Source organism: Flavobacterium sp. TN-1 (assembly GCF_052828645.1).
Genome location: NZ_CM128253.1, coordinates 1,986,135 through 2,005,339, shown reverse-complemented (window position 1 = coordinate 2,005,339; position 19,205 = coordinate 1,986,135). Strand labels below are relative to the sequence as shown.

Annotated in this window: 16 protein-coding genes, 3 tRNA genes and 1 pseudogene; 9 read left to right on the top strand and 11 right to left on the bottom strand. The window is 31.0% G+C overall.

The window, feature by feature from the left end; genetic code table 11:
• Positions 1–54 precede the first annotated feature (54 nt).
• Both ACUXZJ_RS08765 and ACUXZJ_RS08760 read left to right on the top strand, forming a co-directional pair.
• A complete protein-coding gene (locus tag ACUXZJ_RS08765; protein WP_446194726.1) occupies positions 55–534 on the top strand; it encodes a DUF7738 domain-containing protein in 480 nt (159 codons plus the stop codon).
• Positions 507–818, top strand: coding sequence for a hypothetical protein (locus tag ACUXZJ_RS08760; protein WP_446194724.1), 312 nt, complete (start codon positions 507–509; stop codon positions 816–818). Before ACUXZJ_RS08765 ends, ACUXZJ_RS08760 begins: the two co-directional genes overlap by 28 nt.
• 187 nt (positions 819–1,005) lie before the next feature.
• Here the strand turns inward: ACUXZJ_RS08760 and ACUXZJ_RS08755 are convergent.
• Positions 1,006–1,479: pseudogene (locus ACUXZJ_RS08755) on the bottom strand (integrase core domain-containing protein); the annotation flags it as partial.
• A 535-nt stretch (positions 1,480–2,014) separates the two neighbouring features.
• Between ACUXZJ_RS08755 and ACUXZJ_RS08750 the strand changes: the two are divergent.
• Positions 2,015–4,207: a B12-binding domain-containing radical SAM protein gene (locus tag ACUXZJ_RS08750; RefSeq protein ID WP_063744096.1), complete on the top strand. Its 2,193-nt coding sequence runs from the start codon at positions 2,015–2,017 to the stop codon at positions 4,205–4,207.
• Positions 4,208–4,475: 268 nt separating this feature from the next.
• Here the strand turns inward: ACUXZJ_RS08750 and rimO are convergent, their stop codons facing one another.
• From rimO to ACUXZJ_RS08735, 3 genes are all read right to left on the bottom strand, one after another.
• A complete protein-coding gene (gene rimO, locus ACUXZJ_RS08745; protein ID WP_063744097.1) occupies positions 4,476–5,777 on the bottom strand; it encodes a 30S ribosomal protein S12 methylthiotransferase RimO in 1,302 nt (433 codons plus the stop codon).
• Positions 5,778–5,919: 142 nt separating this feature from the next.
• Positions 5,920–7,452 (bottom strand): OmpP1/FadL family transporter, encoded by a 1,533-nt coding sequence (locus tag ACUXZJ_RS08740; RefSeq protein WP_063744098.1) that lies wholly within the window; start codon positions 7,450–7,452, stop codon positions 5,920–5,922.
• A 64-nt stretch (positions 7,453–7,516) separates the two neighbouring features.
• Positions 7,517–8,650 (bottom strand): hypothetical protein, encoded by a 1,134-nt coding sequence (locus tag ACUXZJ_RS08735; RefSeq protein ID WP_063744099.1) that lies wholly within the window; start codon positions 8,648–8,650, stop codon positions 7,517–7,519.
• 98 nt (positions 8,651–8,748) lie between these two features.
• Here ACUXZJ_RS08735 and proS point away from each other — a divergent pair, with 98 nt between their 5' ends.
• The 6 genes from proS to typA all read left to right on the top strand — a co-directional run bounded on the left by proS (position 8,749) and on the right by typA (position 13,104).
• Positions 8,749–10,227, top strand: a complete 1,479-nt coding sequence (gene proS / locus ACUXZJ_RS08730) for a proline--tRNA ligase (protein WP_063744202.1) — start codon at positions 8,749–8,751, stop codon at positions 10,225–10,227.
• A gap of 120 nt (positions 10,228–10,347) precedes the next feature.
• Positions 10,348–10,419, top strand: a tRNA-Glu gene (locus ACUXZJ_RS08725).
• Positions 10,420–10,455: 36 nt separating this feature from the next.
• A tRNA-Glu gene (locus tag ACUXZJ_RS08720) sits at positions 10,456–10,527 on the top strand.
• A gap of 27 nt (positions 10,528–10,554) precedes the next feature.
• Positions 10,555–10,626, top strand: a tRNA-Glu gene (locus ACUXZJ_RS08715).
• 157 nt (positions 10,627–10,783) lie between these two features.
• Positions 10,784–11,035 (top strand): 30S ribosomal protein S20, encoded by a 252-nt coding sequence (rpsT, locus tag ACUXZJ_RS08710; RefSeq protein ID WP_014165564.1) that lies wholly within the window; start codon positions 10,784–10,786, stop codon positions 11,033–11,035.
• A gap of 269 nt (positions 11,036–11,304) precedes the next feature.
• The gene (gene typA / locus ACUXZJ_RS08705) at positions 11,305–13,104 is read left to right on the top strand and encodes a translational GTPase TypA (protein WP_060381772.1); all 1,800 of its coding nucleotides are present in this window, start codon (positions 11,305–11,307) and stop codon (positions 13,102–13,104) included.
• A gap of 507 nt (positions 13,105–13,611) precedes the next feature.
• On the opposite strand, the gene ACUXZJ_RS08700 is transcribed toward typA, so the two are convergent.
• From ACUXZJ_RS08700 to ACUXZJ_RS08670, 7 genes are all read right to left on the bottom strand, one after another.
• Positions 13,612–15,288: a thiol-activated cytolysin family protein gene (locus tag ACUXZJ_RS08700; RefSeq protein ID WP_081078383.1), complete on the bottom strand. Its 1,677-nt coding sequence runs from the start codon at positions 15,286–15,288 to the stop codon at positions 13,612–13,614.
• Positions 15,289–15,378: 90 nt separating this feature from the next.
• Positions 15,379–15,675 carry a DUF721 domain-containing protein gene (locus tag ACUXZJ_RS08695; RefSeq protein ID WP_060381770.1) on the bottom strand — a complete coding sequence of 99 codons (297 nt, stop codon included), beginning with the start codon at positions 15,673–15,675 and terminating at the stop codon, positions 15,379–15,381.
• Entirely contained in the window at positions 15,656–16,078 is a 423-nt protein-coding gene (locus tag ACUXZJ_RS08690; protein WP_063744100.1) for a hypothetical protein, read from the bottom strand. The genes ACUXZJ_RS08695 and ACUXZJ_RS08690 overlap by 20 nt, the downstream gene beginning before the upstream one ends.
• A gap of 129 nt (positions 16,079–16,207) precedes the next feature.
• On the bottom strand, positions 16,208–17,494 hold the full coding sequence (locus ACUXZJ_RS08685; RefSeq protein ID WP_063744101.1) for a cryptochrome/photolyase family protein: 1,287 nt from the start codon (positions 17,492–17,494) through the stop codon (positions 16,208–16,210).
• 10 nt (positions 17,495–17,504) lie between these two features.
• Positions 17,505–17,987, bottom strand: a complete 483-nt coding sequence (locus ACUXZJ_RS08680; protein ID WP_063744102.1) for an SRPBCC family protein — start codon at positions 17,985–17,987, stop codon at positions 17,505–17,507.
• The gene (locus ACUXZJ_RS08675) at positions 17,984–18,712 is read right to left on the bottom strand and encodes a lycopene cyclase domain-containing protein (protein WP_063744103.1); all 729 of its coding nucleotides are present in this window, start codon (positions 18,710–18,712) and stop codon (positions 17,984–17,986) included. Before ACUXZJ_RS08675 ends, ACUXZJ_RS08680 begins: the two co-directional genes overlap by 4 nt.
• A gap of 4 nt (positions 18,713–18,716) precedes the next feature.
• Positions 18,717–19,190 carry a sterol desaturase family protein gene (locus ACUXZJ_RS08670; protein WP_174647494.1) on the bottom strand — a complete coding sequence of 158 codons (474 nt, stop codon included), beginning with the start codon at positions 19,188–19,190 and terminating at the stop codon, positions 18,717–18,719.
• Positions 19,191–19,205 lie beyond the last annotated feature (15 nt).

The following is a 19,205-nucleotide window of genomic DNA, read 5'->3' as shown; positions in this document are numbered from 1 at the left end:
TTAAGTTTTTATCTATATCTGATCCTTTTAAGTTTCATAAATGTAAGTTGCCAAATGAAACAAGAAAAAAAAATAGATTTAGAAACCGCTACGATCAAAGTAGATAGTTGTGGTATTTATTACAAAGGCCATCGCTTAGATTTAGGCGACTCGGTGGCACAATGGGAAAAAGTTTTAGGAAAACCAGATAGAACTACGGATCAAGGTTACACTTGGGATAAATTAGGAATTTCCATAAGCGATTGGGAAATAGGAGAAAACGTGGTAGATGCTATTTACATTTATTTTGTCAATTTGGACAGTCCTGATGGAAAAGCTGGATTATTAAGTAAGGCTAGAGAGTGGAAACAGAGTACAGATGAAGAAATAAAAGAGGCTGAAAAATGGGCGGAAGAAATGAAAAAACTTCCTGAATATAAAAAAGAAGAAGATTTTCAAATTATTAAGGGACAAATTGATGAATTATATAAAAAAAATTTGTCTATCCTTTTACCACTTATCAAGGAATGGTTAATTTACATGGAAATCCAGTAGGAGCAGGAATGAAAGTTAAAGAAATCAACGAAAATCGTGAAAAATTATCTTTTTCAGATCGGTTTGGTTATGTTGATCAAGATATTGATGGCGTGAATGATTCTCACAATTCAACAGATACTTTTGGAGGCGATTATCGCGCACCAGGTTGCGAGTGTAAAGACGGTAGGTTACAGTATTATGAATTAACTTTTACCTCTAACGGAACACTAGAGTTCCTTAAAATAGCTCGTGAAGAGAAAACAAATTATGAATTCAGGAAAGAATACAGAAAAAATAACTAATAGTACTAAGTCGTGAAGTTAAGTTTTTATCTATATCTGATCCTTTTAAGTTTCATAAATGTAAGTTGTCAAATGAAACAAGAAAAAAAATAGATTTAGAAACCGCTACGATCAAAGTAGATAGTTGTGGTATTTACTCTTACCTTACAATGATGTAATAGCCAATACTTTACCTGACAGTTGTAAGTTAAATTAAGTTTGTCAGATTGTTTGTTTTTTCAATTCCCTGAGGGGCTTTTTCAGATGAAAGAAAAAAATGATTCCGATGCAATTTATTCAAGTTTTTTTCATCTGCCAAATATTTGGTATCTAAAAAAGTTTTTAAAGGAGTTTGTCCATAACAAAACTTACCAGAATGGGGTCTGTTTTGATTGTATTCTATCAGCCAAAGGTCAAGGTCTATTTGAAGTTGTTCAATTAAGTTATAAACTTTTTTTCTAAAAGCTATGGCATAAAATTCATTTTGTATAGTTCTATGAAAACGTTCGTAAATACCATTAGTTTGAGGACTTCTAACTTTGGTTTTAGTATGATCTATGCCTTCAATAGCTAGATAAAGTTGAAAATCGTGATCTTCTGAACCATAATACTCTGTTCCTCTATCGGTAAGTATTCTAAGTAAAGAAACATCTTGTCCTTGATAAAATGGGAGCACTTTATCGATTACTATTGTGAATATAAATATGGATATGGTTTTGAATTAGAAGATACAATCAAAATAAACATTGATAATAATTTATTTAAAATCTATAGTTTCAAATTTGATACTTTTATTATAAATAAGAAAAAGGGATTAGAATGTGAATTTAAGGAGGCTATTTTAAATGGTAAATTAAATAAAACAAATATTTTTGAAATTAAAAAGTAGCATTGAATGAAGTGTTTTTAAAATTTAAACAAAGCAAAATAATCGTTTTGAATTTTACACTAAGTAATATTGATTATGACATAGTCGATTGAATAGTAAATAAACTATAAGCTCTTAAAGATAAGAAAAAAGAAGAAGCTCTAGTAGAGTTATGAATGAATTATGTACTAATTTATTAGGATATAAAATTATTTAAAACTCATAAGCAGTAATTGCTTCTTAATCCTTTTTATAGATCACTCAAAAAGTATAAAAAAAAACAATTTCATAGATTTAAAACCTTAACAAAATGCTTTTTTAGATTTACCTTTGCAAAAAAAATAATCCCTTGAAAACCATTTTACTCATAACTCCTCCTTTTACCCAACTAAATACACCCTACCCAGCTACTGCCTATATAAAGGGTTTTTTGAATACTAAATCTATTTCTTCTTTTCAAATGGATCTAGGTATTGAAGTTATTTTAAAATTATTTTCTAAAGAAGGTATTGAAAAAATATTTGAAATTAAAAATTTAGAAATCAAACATTTAACTAAAAACAATCAACGAATCTATTCTCTTAGAAATGACTACATAAAAACAATTGAAAGTGTTATTGCCTTTTTACAAGGAAAAAAACCGTCACTAGCGCGCCAGATCTGTTCAGGAAATTTCTTACCCGAAGCCTCTCGTTTCCAACAATTAGACGACATGGATTGGGCTTTTGGTAATATGGGAATGCAAGATAAAGCAAAACATTTAGCCACTTTATATCTTGAAGATTTATCTGATTTTATTATAGAATGTGTTGATGAAAATTTCGGTTTTAGTCGTTACGCTGAACGATTAGGAAGAAGTGCTAATTCTTTTGATGAATTATATAATTTCCTAAAAGAAAAACCTACTTATATAGATTCTATTACACTAGAAATTCTACAAGAGAAAATTAAAAATACAGCACCAAAACTCATTTGTCTTTCTGTTCCTTTTCCAGGTAATTTATATAGTGCTTTTCGTTGCGCACAATTCATTAAAAAACATTATCCTGAAATAAAAACCGCTATGGGGGGAGGTTTTCCAAATACAGAACTCCGCGATTTAAAGGACAAAAGAGTTTTTGAATTCTTTGATTTCATTACTCTTGATGATGGTGAGTTACCATTAGAATTATTATACACTCATATTCACAATACGAACTCTAAAGAAATACAACTAAAACGAACTTTTATCCTTAAAAATGATGAAGTTATATTTAAAAACAATTGTACACAACCTGATTATAAACAAAGTGAGGTAGGTACTCCTGATTATTCTGACTTATTACTTGATCAATACATATCAGTAATAGAAATAGCCAATCCTATGCACAGTTTATGGAGTGATGGTCGTTGGAATAAACTTACTATGGCACATGGTTGCTATTGGGGAAAATGTACGTTTTGCGATATTTCATTAGATTACATTAAAATTTACGAACCTATTCATGCCCGAATTATAGTAGACCGTATGGAAGACCTCATTCAGCAAACAGGTGAAAGTGGTTTTCATTTTGTTGATGAAGCAGCTCCTCCTGCTCTTATGAGAGAAGTGGCATTAGAAATTTTAAGAAGAAATCTAGTGGTAACTTGGTGGACAAACATTCGTTTTGAAAAAAGTTTCTCGAGAGATCTGTGCTTGCTTCTAAAACTCTCAGGTTGTATAGCAGTATCAGGCGGATTAGAAGTAGCCTCTGATCGTTTATTAACTTTAATAAAAAAGGGTGTAACAGTAGAACAAGTGGCTCGTGTAACACGTAATTTTACCGAAGCAGGTATTATGGTACATGCTTATCTCATGTATGGGTATCCAACCCAAACAATTCAAGAAACAATTGACAGTCTAGAAATGGTACGTCAACTTTTTGAGATGGGTGTATTACAAAGTGGTTTTTGGCATCAGTTTGCCATGACTGCACATAGCCCTGTGGGAATGAATCCTGATGATTTTGGTGTAATTCCAGAAATAAACGAGATCACTTTTGCTAATAATGATATTGTATTTAGAGATAAAACAGGAATTAATCACGATCAGTTTAGTTTTGGTTTAAAAAAATCACTTTTCAATTATATGCACGGTTTATGTTTTGATTTTCCTTTGCAAGATTGGTTTGATTTTAAAATTCCTCGAACTAAAATTGCCCCTAATTTTATTGAAAATTGCCTCTTAACTGAAGATTCATTTAACTTTAAACCTAATCAAAAAGTTTATTACATAGCTCCTCTTCCTCAAATTAAATTTTTTACAAAAAATAAAAAAGGAAAATCTTGGGAAATGGCAGAAATGATTTTTGATACAAAAACAAACCGTTTTTCAATTCATCTAGAAAAAGAACACGGCCTCTGGCTACTTCAAAAGCTAACTGATTTAGATATTAGAAACAATGTTGTACAAAATTTAGGGCAAATGAAAAATAGCTTTGAAGAAAAATTTGAAGATTTTGAAATATTTTGGTTTTCAAAATCATTAAACCTAATTAAAGAAAATGGTTTAATATGTTTATAGTATTATTTAAAATTATGTCTATCAGTTTATACTATAATCTATATATTCATTTTACGAGTTATTATAGACTTCTTTATACTAAAATTAAAGAATTTCATTAATTTCATTTGGTGTTCTTTTATAAAAAAACTGTATAAAAAAGAATATTTAAGATTCAATTGCTCTTCTTCTATTGTTGACGGGCATTCACTTCTGTGTTTTTTAGAGAATCCAAATAACACAACAACTTCCTTTTTTATACAGTCTTTTTTATCAATAATCTACTATTTTAAACGGGCTCGCCATACAAATCAAACTCACTTGCATCAATAATAGTAATAGTTGCAAACTCTCCTGTTTTTAAGTAAAACTTGGAAGCATCTATCAAAACCTCATTATCTACATCTGGGCTATCAAATTCCGTTCTTCCTACAAAATAAGGTCCTTCTTTGCGATCTATAATACATTTAAAAGTTTTACCTATTTTTTCTTGATTTAATTCCCACGAAATTTGAGCCTGAATTTCCATAATTTCATTAGCACGTGCTTGTTTTACTTCATCTGGCACATCATCTTCTAATTCAAAAGCAGTTGTATTTTCTTCATGAGAATAAGCAAAACAACCTAAACGCTCAAATCGCATTTCTTCAACCCAATTTTTAAGTATCTGGAAATCTTCTTCTGTTTCACCTGGATACCCAACAATAAGCGTTGTACGGATGGTCATGTTAGGAACTAATTTTCTAAAATCATGTATCAATTGGGTTGTCTTTTCATACGTAGTACCTCGACGCATTGATTTTAAAATTCTATCTGAAATATGCTGCAAAGGAATATCTAGATAGTTACAAATTTTAGGCTCTCGTTTCATTAACTCCAATACATCCATAGGAAACCCTGTAGGAAAAGCATAATGCAAACGAATCCATTCTATACCTTCTACTTTTGCTAAGTTTTCTAATAACTCTGCTAAATTTCTTTTTTTATATAAATCCAATCCATAGTAAGTTAGATCTTGCGCAATTAAAATTAATTCTTTTACACCGTCTTTGGCTAAATTTTCAGCTTCTTTAACTAATTTTTCTATAGATTGTGATACGTGTTTTCCTCTCATAATAGGAATCGCACAAAAACTACAAGGACGATCACAGCCTTCTGCTATTTTTAAAAACGCATAATTTTTGGGGGTAGTCGTTAAACGTTCACCCAATAATTCATGTTTATAATCAGCTCCTAAAGCTTTTAAAAGCAAAGGCAAATCTGTCGTTCCAAAATACTGATCTACGTCTGGAATTTCATTTTCTAAATCGGGACGGTATCTTTCCGATAAACATCCTGTAACGAAAATTTTATCAATCAAACCCTGTTCTTTCTTATCTACGTATTCTAATATTGTATTAACCGATTCTTCTTTTGCATTATTAATAAAACCGCAAGTATTAATTACTACAATATTCCCTTCTTGTTCATGCGCTACGTCTTTGCCACTTGCTTTTAGTTGCCCCATTAAGACTTCGCTATCATATACATTCTTAGAACAACCTAAGGTAATTACATTGATTTTATTTTTTTTTAACGACTTGGTTCTCATGACTGTAAAAAATTGGAGTGCAAAATTACGATAAAATTTTGAAAGATAAGACACTCTAATTCAAAAACACCTATTACTTTAAAGCAAAACCTCTTGTTAGTCTTTATAAACAAGAGGTTTAATATATTTTTATTTAATTTACTTATAACTCAAATGAAAGTGTTAGGGTTGCATTATTATTCCTTCTAGAATAACTAACAAAATCAGGAACTCCTTCAAAAATCAATTCTTTATAGTTTCTTTTTGAAGTAGAAAAAGCAAAATCTAATTTTGTGCCTCCCCAATTATATCCAAAACCTCCTGAAAAACCAATTAAATCGCTCATTAAATTTTTCTCTTTATAAGGTGACTCTTCATATCTATACCCTCCACGTAAACTCCATTGTTTTATTTTTTTCTCAACACCTACTCTAAACTCATTAGATGTTCTAAATAAATTTGAGAATATATTGTTAGAATTATTTTCATTTGGATTATTAAATTGGTTAATAGGCTTGAAAATAATTGCAGAATAGTCTTTTACACTATAATCAAAACTAATAAACCCTTGTTTACCAAAAACATATCCCCCACTAAAACTCCATTTACTAGGTGTAACTACTGTATAGGGCGCAAAAATAATGGTTGTTCTCGGATCTACTTTATTAGCAACAGGACTATAAATCGTACTTCCTCCTACTGGTTTGACAACGACTCCTGAAGTAGAAATTCTTTGTATTAGTTGGTCTTCTAAAACCATCCAAGTAGGCGATTCATACGTAAGCCCTAGTCTCAACCCAGCAACAGGTTTATAAATAGCCCCTACTTGAAATGAAAACCCCGAACCTTTTGTTGTTAATTCATTATAAAATAACACCTCATTAATAGTAGCTCCTTTTGAATAATATGCTTTGTCATTTTTTTCTGTAAACGTTTTTTGTTGTGTATAATCAGAAAAATGAGCATTTAAATTAAGACCTAACATCCATTTTTTATCATATTCTGTAGAAAAATTAAAAGCTAATTTGCCATTATATCCTGTATTTGTTATGTAACTTTGTTGTGTATATTTCTTACCATCGGAAGCATGTGAAATATTAGCATAAAATACATTATTTACTGTATCATAATCTAACAATTGAGACCTATAACCTAGAGCTACCTGAGTTTGAGTAAAGCCCATTTGATCATAATTTAAACCTGCAATATCAGAAAAGCGCATTCCTCTTGCATGGTTTAAAAAATATTTATCAATAGAATTTATTGAATTTTCACCTAATACAGTTACAGCATTTTTAAAATTTGCTTGATTATCATAATTCAACGCTAAAGCAAATTTGTTCCAATCTGAATACTTATTATTATTTTCAAAAACAAAAACACCTCCTATTTGATTAAAATTCAAATTACTAGTATTTGTATTTGTACTTGTTTCAAAATATTGAGATCTAATAGCATTGTATCTATTATTCAGGGTAAAAGCAAATTGATTATTTGCAAATACCACAGAACTAGCTGGATTTATACTTATCGCTGACAAATCTCCTCCCAAAGCACCGAAAGCACCGCTTAGTGCCCTAAATCGAGCGGTTCCATTCATATCTATTATGGAATATTGCAGAGCTTCTTTTACTCCTTGTGCATTACTATTCAAAAAACTTATAAGAATAATAAATACTAAATAAAACTTTTTCATTTTTTTACTTATAAAACCTTAAATATAAGATAGCATTTAACAAATTTTGAATCTTAAACTATGATTACCTACGTCCTCCATTATTATAAAATCTAGGTGAAGACTCATAATTTCTAGGTGTTTCATAAGTTCTAGGTGAAGATTCATAGTTTCTAGGTGCTTCATAACTCCTTGGTGAAGATTCATAAGTTCTAGGCGCTTCATAGCTCCTTGGTGAAGATTCATAGTTTCTAGGTGTTTCATAGCTCCTTGGTGAAGATTCATAGTTTCTAGGTGTTTCATAGCTCCTTGGTGAAGATTCATAGTTTCTAGGTGTTTCATAGCTCCTTGGTGAAGATTCATAGTTTCTAGGTGTTTCATAACTCCTTGGTGAAGATTCATAGTTTCTAGGTGTTTCATAACTCCTTGGTGAAGATTCATAGTTTCTAGATCTAGTATTAGTTATATAATCTTGTGTATCTCCCCCATTTCTTCTTGAACCAATATAATATGGATTCGTATTATAATTTCTTTTATACAATACATCCGTAGTTCTATCAAAATTTAAGAACGAATTTGAATAGTTTAAATAACTTCCTCCATCATATCCTCCAAACCTTCTTTCTCCACTATAACTGTAATTTCTTCCATAATAATAAGAATTATTCCAACCATAATACGTATTAGTGTAGTAAGGGTCATACCAACCAGATCCCCAATAAGGACCATAATAAGTATATCCCCAATGAGGGCTATAATACCAATCATTCCAATAACTAAATCCAGAATAATAAGGTCTATATCCCCAATGGTTCCACCATGTTCCATAACTCCAACCCCAATGATTCCAAGAATTATTGTATACATTTACCGTTACCTCTTTATTATTGCCTCCCCAACCTTCATAATTCTTTCTAGATACTATTTTAGTAGTATCTAAAGTTGAAGTATAACTAGCAATATCTGTAAACACTTCCTTATTAGAGATTTTAAAATCATTTGCTTTAGCACCAAAATACTCTTTATAACGTCCACCATCATTATTTTGATCTCTAACCTCTTGAATTATTTTGGTTTCCTTATGAGTAGAACCATAAATCCCATCATTATCATAATAGGAAATATTTTGATAAGAAGCACAAGCCTGTATAAGTATACTTATGCTTACCAATACTATTTTAACAACAGCATTTCTTAAATATTGAAAGTTTGTTTTCATTTCTCAATTTTTTATTGTTGGACAATACAAAAATAACTAGTTTTGCACAAATTATTTCAACTTTAACAAATCACAATTTTTGTGCCAAAATATTGATAATGAGCAAGAACTTGACAAAACGCGCAGACGATTATTCTAAATGGTATAATGAACTAGTAGTAAAAGCAGATTTAGCTGAAAATTCAGCAGTTAGAGGATGTATGGTTATTAAACCCTACGGATACGCCATTTGGGAAAAAATGCAAGCGCAATTAGATAAAATGTTTAAAGAGACAGGACACAGCAACGCTTATTTTCCTCTTTTTGTCCCTAAAAGCATGTTTGAAGCCGAAGAAAAAAATGCAGAAGGTTTTGCAAAAGAATGTGCTGTGGTTACACACTATCGTTTAAAAAATGATGAAGATAGACCTGGTAAATTAATAGTTGACCCTAATGCTAAATTAGAAGAAGAACTAATTGTACGCCCTACTTCTGAGGCCATTATTTGGAGTACCTACAAAAACTGGATTCAATCATATAGAGACCTTCCATTATTAATTAACCAGTGGGCCAATGTAGTACGCTGGGAAATGCGCACACGCTTATTCTTACGTACAGCTGAGTTTTTGTGGCAAGAAGGCCACACAGCACATGCTACAAAACAAGAAGCATTAGACGAAACAGTACAAATGATGAATGTATACGCTCATTTCGTTGAAAACTTTATGGCTATACCAGTAGTAAAAGGGGTAAAAACCGCTAATGAGCGTTTTGCAGGAGCTGAAGAAACTTTTTGCATTGAAGCATTAATGCAAGACGGAAAAGCATTACAAGCAGGAACATCTCATTTTTTAGGTCAAAATTTTGCAAATGCTTTTGATGTAAAATTCACAAATGCTGAAGGAAAACAAGAATATGTATGGGGAACCTCTTGGGGAGTTTCTACTCGTTTAATGGGAGCTTTAATTATGACTCACTCTGACGATAACGGATTAGTACTACCTCCTAACTTAGCTCCTATTCAAGTCGTTATAGTCCCTATTTTTAAATCAGATGAAGAATTAAAAAAGATCACAGCAGCAGCTGATGAACTAACTGACTCCTTAAGAAAACTAGGACTTTCTGTTAAGTTTGACAACAGAACCACACAAAAGCCAGGGTTTAAATTTGCTGAATGGGAACTAAAAGGAGTCCCTGTTCGCGTAGCTATAGGACCTAAAGATTTAGAAAATGAAACTTTTGAAATTGCTCGTCGTGACACTTTATCTAAACAAGTAGTAACCAAAGAGAAAGTAGTATCCTTTATTCAAAGCTTAATGGAAGAAATCCAAACCGAAATGTTTGCCAAAGCTTTACATTATAGAAATACCCATATTACAGAAGTAAACACATTTGATGAGTTTAAAGATATCTTAGAAAACAAAGGAGGATTTGTATCTGCTCATTGGGACGGAACCCCAGAAACGGAAGAAAAAATAAAAGAATTAACCAAAGCAACTATACGTTGCATCCCTTTGGAACGAAAAGAAGAAAATGGAATTTGTATTTTTTCAGGAAATCCTTCAAACGGAAGAGTCTTATTTGCAAAGGCTTACTAAAAAAAGACAAAAAAAAACAAAAAAAAATTGCGAGTGCTATTGCAAAAACAAAAAATGTGTGTATCTTTGCACTCGCAATACGGAAATGATCGCTCAACAAAAGCAATCAAAGTACAAAAAGGCCCGTTCGTCTATCGGTTAGGACTCAAGATTTTCATTCTTGCAAGAGGGGTTCGATTCCCCTACGGGCTACAAAAATTGAAATACTGAAAAAAACAAATGCCTTATGGCCCGTTCGTCTATCGGTTAGGACTCAAGATTTTCATTCTTGCAAGAGGGGTTCGATTCCCCTACGGGCTACAACTTTAAAACACTATAAGGCATCTTGGCCCGTTCGTCTATCGGTTAGGACTCAAGATTTTCATTCTTGCAAGAGGGGTTCGATTCCCCTACGGGCTACAAATTAGTTGTAAATAAGTTTTATAAAATAACTACTTAGTGTCTCAAGTATTATTTTATTAGTTAAAACCAAAGTGATTATTCAAATAATTATGGGAGGTTTTTCTTTTTTAACTAATAGTTTATAAATTATTATTACAATTAACATTAAAAAAAAATGGCAAATCATAAGTCCGCTTTAAAAAGAATTAGAAGTAACGAAAAAAGAAGAGTATTAAACAGATACCAACACAAAACTACTCGTAACGCTATCAAAACTATCCGTTTAGCTACAGATAAAGCAGAAGCAGTTGCTAAGTTACCAATCGTTATTTCAATGATCGACAAATTAGCTAAGAAAAACATCATACACGACAATAAAGCTTCTAACTTAAAGTCAAAACTAACAAGACACGTAGCAGCTTTATAATTTATAATTAAGTGTTCAAAAGCAAATCCCGAATAATTCGGGATTTTTTCTTTATAATACAAATCAAAACTTCATTATAAACCCAGAATAAGATCAACAATCTATACACATAAAAGACATCTCCTTATAAATTCATTCCAAAAACCAAATATCTTAATACATAATATCAAATTTACTATAAAGGAGATAAATCTTTTTAAACTAATCATCACTTAACGATTGAATTAGAAAAAAATAATTGTAATTTTGCACCTTCAAAAATCACACACATGGAATCAATTAGAAATATTGCCATTATCGCACACGTTGACCACGGTAAAACAACTTTGGTTGACAAAATTATGTACCACTGTCAATTATTCAGAGAAAATGAAAACACAGGGGATTTAATTCTTGATAATAATGATTTAGAACGCGAACGCGGTATCACAATTACTTCTAAAAACGTATCAGTTACCTACAAAGGGACAAAAATTAATATTATAGACACTCCTGGTCACGCGGATTTTGGAGGAGAAGTAGAACGAGTATTAAATATGGCTGACGGAGTATGCTTGTTAGTAGATGCTTTTGAAGGACCTATGCCACAAACCCGTTTTGTATTACAAAAAGCAATTGATTTAGGTTTAAAACCATGTGTGGTTATAAACAAAGTAGACAAAGAAAACTGTACTCCTGAAGAAGTACACGAGAAAGTTTTCGACTTAATGTTTGAGTTAGGAGCTACTGAAGAACAATTAGATTTCCCTTGTGTATATGGTTCTGCAAAAAACAACTGGATGAGCGAGGATTGGAAAGTTCAAACTTCATCTATAGAACCTCTTTTAGACATGGTTTTAAACAATGTACCTGCTCCTAAAGTTTCTGAAGGTACTCCGCAAATGTTAATTACCTCATTAGACTTCTCATCATTTACAGGTCGTATAGCAATTGGCCGTTTACAGAGAGGTATTTTGAGTGAAGGAATGAATATTTCACTCGTAAAACGTGACGGATCAATCACAAAGTCTAGAATTAAAGAATTACATACTTTTGAAGGTCTTGGTCGTAAAAAAGTACAAGAAGTCGTTGCAGGTGACATTTGTGCTATTGTAGGTTTAGAAGGTTTTGATATTGGTGATACTGTAGCTGATTTTGAAAATCCAGAAGCGTTAGCTACTATTGCTATTGATGAACCTACGATGAGTATGCTTTTTACAATTAACGACTCACCTTTCTTCGGAAAAGAAGGTAAATTTGTAACTTCTCGTCACATTAAAGATCGTTTAACAAAAGAATTAGAAAAAAACTTAGCATTACGTGTTAACGAAACTGATTCTGCTGATAAATTTATGGTTTTTGGTCGTGGTGTATTACACTTATCTGTTTTAATTGAAACGATGCGCCGCGAAGGTTATGAATTACAAATTGGTCAACCTCAAGTTATTATTAAAGAAATTAATGGCGTAAAATGTGAGCCTGTTGAAGAATTAACAATTGATTTACCTGAAAACGTATCAGGTAAAGCAGTAGAATTTGTAACGGTTCGTAAAGGTGAAATGTTAAGTATGGAGCCAAGAGGTGAACGTATGATTATTAAATTTATCATTCCTTCTCGTGGTATCATTGGATTACGTAACCAATTATTAACAGCTACAGCGGGTGAAGCTATTATGGCACACCGTTTCTTAGAATATCAACCATATAAAGGTGAAATTGCAGGTCGTATCAGCGGCTCTTTAATTTGTATGGAAAACGGAAAAGCAATTCCTTATTCAATTAATAAATTACAAGAAAGAGGTAAGTTTTTCGTAGATCCAAATGAAGATGTATACGAAGGTCAAGTAATTGGCGAGAACTCTCGTGGTGACGATATGGTTGTAAATATCACTAAAACGAAACAGTTAACAAACTTCCGTAGTGCGGGCGCTGATGATAAAACTAGAATTGTTCCTGCTATAAAATTCACATTAGAAGAAGCATTAGAATATATTCAAAAAGATGAGTATGTGGAAGTAACTCCTAAATCACTTCGTTTACGTAAAATCTTTTTAAATGAAAATGACAGAAAACGTAATAAAATAGCATAATTAAATACCTAAAACCAGTCTTTAAAGGCTGGTTTTTTTATTTTATGAAATATAATCCTAATTATGATTCCTTTTTAAATATTGATTATGTGACTCCTCCTTACCGGAGTGATAAACATGAGGTATTTTATTTAGGGTTCTTCTTGTCATCCCGACCCTAGTAGGAATCAGATAAAGTGCATATATCATTTAAACTTTGAATTTTCTTTTTAAAAATAGGGTATCTACAAAAACAACAAAAATTAGTGTTGGTTCTCGATGAACTTCGCGTTCGAACGAACGATGATTTCAATTATATACTCAACCGTCTGTCCAAGTTGTTTTTTAAAAAACGTATCGAGAACTTTACTTTTAAATCCAGTATATTTTAAGTTTAAATTATATTATTTTTGACTATTAAACCTTATTTTCCTCTTCGTTTTCGGAAATAAAAAGAGGCTGTTTGAAAAGTAAAAAATTAACGTTAATTTTTTACTTTTCAAACAGCCTCTCTAAATTAAATACTATTTAGTTTACATAGCTATTTCCTTTTCCATTAACTTCAAAATTTACATAAGGAGCATCTCCTGTTGCAATAGTACCTCTTACTCTAAAAGAGCCTTGTAGTTTTTCAATAGAAGGACGCACACTATTATTATATAACTCTGATTCTGTTATTTCTTTAAAATCAACTAAAACATTATTGGTTCTAAACTGATCCCAAGGTGCATAGGTTCCAAAACTTACTGTTTTATCATCTATAGTATATGCTATTTGGTTAAATGTACCTGTTGACGCTCCTGTTTTATGAACTGCTAAAACATATCCGTATTTTTTTACTGGAATAGAGGTTGGTGGTGTATTGTAAAAATAACTTCCATACCAAGGTGTATAATTTTTCAATACAATTTCTCTATCTGTATTATTGAATATGATAATTCTGGCACAATTAGCTATACCGTAATCTGATTTTAGTTTATCCACTGCTTTTTTGGCTTCATCATAAGTCTTTGCTGTATATAAAGTTTCTTCACATTCTGAATAGTTTGATACTCCGTTAACATTAATGGTAACATCAAGGTTTGATTCAATATTTACAGCGGTATACTCTATTGGGTATCCTGGGTTTTCTTTAGAAACTTCTGCTCCTTTAACTATAAAGTCTCTTACTTTATCAAAATTCCCTGCAAAAGCTCCTAATGAAGATTCTAATCCACTGGTTGCATTACCTCCTAATTGTTTTACATATACTCTTGTATTTTGTAGTGTATTAGCATATTTTATTTTTTGATCTACTGTAATATTAGCCGTAGGGTTTTTATAAGCAAAGTTTAAAGCTTGCTCTATTTCTAAAGAACTTTCATCCGATTCATAAACCAATGCGTATAATCTACCATACGTTACAGACGATATATAAACTGCTGGATTATCTACTCCTATATATTTATCAAATTCAGATCTTGGATATTCTTTTTTTATCCAACCAAAATCGCCTTGAAGTCCTGGTTTTGCAGATACTGACACGTTAAAGAATTTTTGTTTAAGCGTAACAGCATAATAGGTTTTATTCTTTTTAAAGTCTATTCCAAAACTACCTGACAACCCTATAGCTGGTCCTGTATAACCAACCCCCAAAGCCACTTGTAATTGTTTGCTATCATACGTTCTTTTAATATCAATGGTATAGTTAGCAGGAAATTTAGTTCCTGATGTATAATATCCTTCAATGATTTTTTCTAAGGCACCTTGTACTTTTCCTGCTGTTGGATTTTCTACATTTAAACTGGATGGACTGGATGAACTGGATGAGAAGGCATCAACTTTTACTTCAATGCTATTTCTTCCACTTGCATCTACAGGAATAGAACCTAAGTTTCCTGTAGCAATAGTGCTTCCTTGAATCAGGTTACCTGGCCACATTAGGTGAGATCCCGTTCCTAATTTTGAAAAGTTACCAAATGTTTTATCAAAATTTTCTTTAATAATTTGACAGCTTGAATAGCCTCTTTCATTTGATGATGGAGAAAGGATTCTTCTACTAATTTTTAATTCTGTTTTAGGACCAGCATAAATCCCTTTCTCATTAAGAACTTTATCCTCTTTTAAGGATTCATTACCCGAAACGTCTTCGTTGTTACAACTCAAGACTGACATTTGCATTACAAATAGTAATGCCAACCTAGCATTTAGTTTTAAAAAATTCATACACATTTATTTGTAATTATCTAATCAATAAGCTTATTCTTTATTTTAAACATTATACATAACTCTAGTTGTTTTGGATAAATTGAAAAGTTACCGTAAAACAACGTCTTTTACAATTTCTCCTCCTAACTCTTCGTTTATCATTTTTATAATTTTATCTTTTCCATAACTTAATTCTTCTCTTAAAACGGCAGATGTTAATTCAACATATAAAACAGAGCCCTTTAATATAACTCCTTGTGTATAATAATTTACTCCATTTCCCATTAAATTTTTCCAAGCATCAACTACCGAAATTTGATTTAGTCCTTTCTCTAATTTGTTGGTCTGAATAATTTGTTTTAGAATATCTCCTATTGGACTATCATTATTCAATCGTTTTGCCATCTTTCATTACTTTAGTATAATAATTTTCATTTCCATTTTCTGTTTCTAAAATCATTTCTTGGTCTGTAATTTTTAGGAGTTTGTCCTTGTGTTTTCCAAATTTGGAACTAAATTCTAAATAAATCTTACCTTCTTTTTCTATTCCTTTTATTGTTTCTTGTAAATCGTTAATTAAAAATTTACCTGTAGGTTGCCAACGTACTTTTTTGTGAAATCCTTGATTTTCTATGACCTCAAAATAATCATAATTTTCATTTATTTCATATTTTTTATCCTCTCCTTCAACAACTTCTACTTTTTCTATTTGCCAATAACCGTTTAATTTATTTAATTCTTTTAATTCTATTTTTTTAGTACATGAAATAAGTAAAAAAACAAGTAGAATATTACAGGTTAACCTCATATTTATTGTTATTATTATGTGGACGAAAATAAGGAGTATAAAACGATAATAAAACTATTTTATAGAATTTTTTATAAAAAAACCTTGTATTTTTTCTATTTTTTATAACAATAAACACTAAAAACACACTTAACCCACTGTTATTTTATATATTGTTAAACATTTTTCACGAGCTATTTTATGGTCTACTATAGGTTTAGGATAGTTAGGAGTTTCTAGCTCTGGAATCCATTTTTTGATGTATTGTAAATTAGGGTCAAACTTTTTAATCTGCTCGGTTGGGTTAAAAATCCTAAAATAAGGTGCTGCATCTACCCCACTCCCTGCAGCCCATTGCCAGTTACCTACATTACTTGATTGCTCATAATCTAATAATTTTGTAGCAAAATAAGCTTCACCCCAACGCCAGTCTATTAATAAATGTTTGCATAAAAAGCTTGCCACAATCATTCGTACGCGGTTGTGCATGTGCCCTGTTGCATTAAGCTCTCGCATACCTGCATCTACAAAGGGATAACCTGTTTGTCCTTGACACCATTTTTGAAAAAAAAGCTCATTATTTTCCCATGGTATATGATCATATTTATCCTTGAAACTCTTGTGAATTGTATGGGGAAAATGCCATAAAATTTGCATAAAAAATTCTCTCCAAATCAGTTCGTTTAGAAACGTTGGGTTTTCAAAGGTGCGCACATGTTCTACTAATTTTCGTATGCTTAGAGTTCCAAAACGTAAATGAATGCTTAATAATGAGGTTCCTGGTAAACTGGGATAATTACGAGTGGTTTCGTAATGGTTTATCAAGGCATCTGAAATATTATATTTAGGTACTACAATAGTAGTAGGTTTAAAACTAATGTCATTTAAACTTAAAAAAGGGTAATTATGTTGTATTATTTTATGTATTAATTTTTCAGAGGGGTAATATGGTAATTGTATTGTATTTAATTTTTCTTTCCATTTTTTAGAATAGGGTGTATAAACCACATAAGGTGTTTGATTGTTTTTTAGTATTTCTGATTTTTCAAAAATAACTTGATCTTTACATGTTTTAAAAGCTACTTGGTGTGATTTTAGTAGCTCATTAATGGCTTTATCCCGTTTTCTGGCGGCTGGCTCATAATCATGGTTTGTGTAAACATTTTCAATTTTATGCTTTTTTATAAGTTCTGAAAAAATTTCTACCGGATTGCCATAAAAAATAGCTAAAGACTTGTTTACTACTTTAAACTGCTTGTCTATATATTGTAATTGTTGATGAATAAAGGAAACCCGAGCATCCGTTTTTTCTAATTGATTTAAAATAGTAGTATCAAAAATAAAAATGGGTAATACGCTCTGGTTTTCTTGCAAAGCAAAGTATAAGGCTGCATTGTCCTCTACTCGTAAATCTCTTCTGTACCAAAAAATTGTCATTTTTAATTAATTATTGAAACATGTTAGCTAAAATACGGTATCGACTCTGAAAAATATAACGCACTTTATTAGACACCCACCATCCTGCCATTAAATTACCTAGAAGCCCTAGTGGTAGTTTAAAATTAACAATATCGGTCATTAATACGTTTCCTTGTGGTGTTTCTTCAAAATGATGTTCATGATGCCACATAGTATAGGGACCAAAACGTTGTTCATCTACAAAAAATTTTTGGTTCTCTAAATGTGTAATTTCGGTTATCCAATTATTTTTAAAAAAAGGAAAAACACCTATTTTGTAGGTAATAATTTGCCCTGCATAGGTAGTATTACTGGGGTTATTAGTAATACGAAAATCCATATCCTTAGGTGTAATTTTATCAAGATTTTTGGGCAAGGTAAAAAAATGCCATGCTTCATCTAAGCTAATAGGTAGTATTTGCTTAGAAGTTAGGGTATAAATACCTGATTGTTTTTTTATGCTAATATTCATCTTTTTAAATTTTTATAGGATAATTGAGTAGTATAGTTCCATTTTTCTCTAAGATATTCAAACAGGAGTATGCTACTATAAAGCATTGTAAAACAATAAAAATTATCTTCTAAAGGCATGGTTCCTATTTGAATATTTAAGTTTTCGGTATTGTTGTAATACACAACAGCTTGCGAGGTAAACATTCCTGTAAGTGCTGAATTAACTAAAAAAAAAGGAATGTAAATAATAACAAAACTTATATAAAACTGACGAGCATAACGCCATTTATATATGCTTTGTAAGAACATAATTAATGCAAAAAGACCTAAGCTTGAAGCGGTGTATTTTTTTTCTAAATTAAAAACAAGTAATAATACGCTAATAATAAACAGACTAACACTTATGTTTTGGGTTGCTTTTTTAGTCAATTTAATGTAAGGAAAAAAATAACACATGGAATAATGTATAAAGTTACTAGCATAGGGTATTAGCAAAAAAAACAACCATTCTTCTATGGGTAATTTTAAAAAGCGAATACCCATTAAGTAGGTGTTATTAAAACCCCAAATTTCTTGATAGGCAAAATAAATATCCCAAATAATAAAAAATAACCCTACAACAATAATGGATAGAAAATAAGGTTTCCAAAAACGAATAAAGTGGATCCATTTCTTCTCAAAACTAAATAGAAAGGGAATGGCAAAACTGGTTATATCTAATATGAGGTAGTAGTATTTTTCCAAGATTTTAATATTTTGTATTCGATTTTCTAGCTTCTTTAAAATATTTTATGGGTACAAATAACATTCCGAAACATTCGCCATCTGTTTTACCTAGGTGTTTGTGATGTACTTTATGAGCTTTTCTTAGTCCTCGTAAATACCAATTATTTGTATTTTCAAACCATTTGAATCTTCTGTGAATAAGAATGTCATGTATTAAGAAATAGGCTAATCCATAAAAAAAGATGCCTAATCCTATAAAAAAAAGTGCATTTATCCCGTTGTTTGCTCCAAAAAAGAATAATAAAATGCTTGGGGTGGCAAATACTATAAAAAAGAAATCATTTTTTTCGAAAACATGAGGATATCCTGGTTGATGGTGGTCTTCATGAAAATACCAGCCTAAACCGTGCATAATGTATTTATGTGTAAGCCAAGTAATACCTTCCATTGCTATAAAAACAAGTAGCGTAATAAGTGTGTAATAAATCATTTGCATAATTTTTTTATGTTT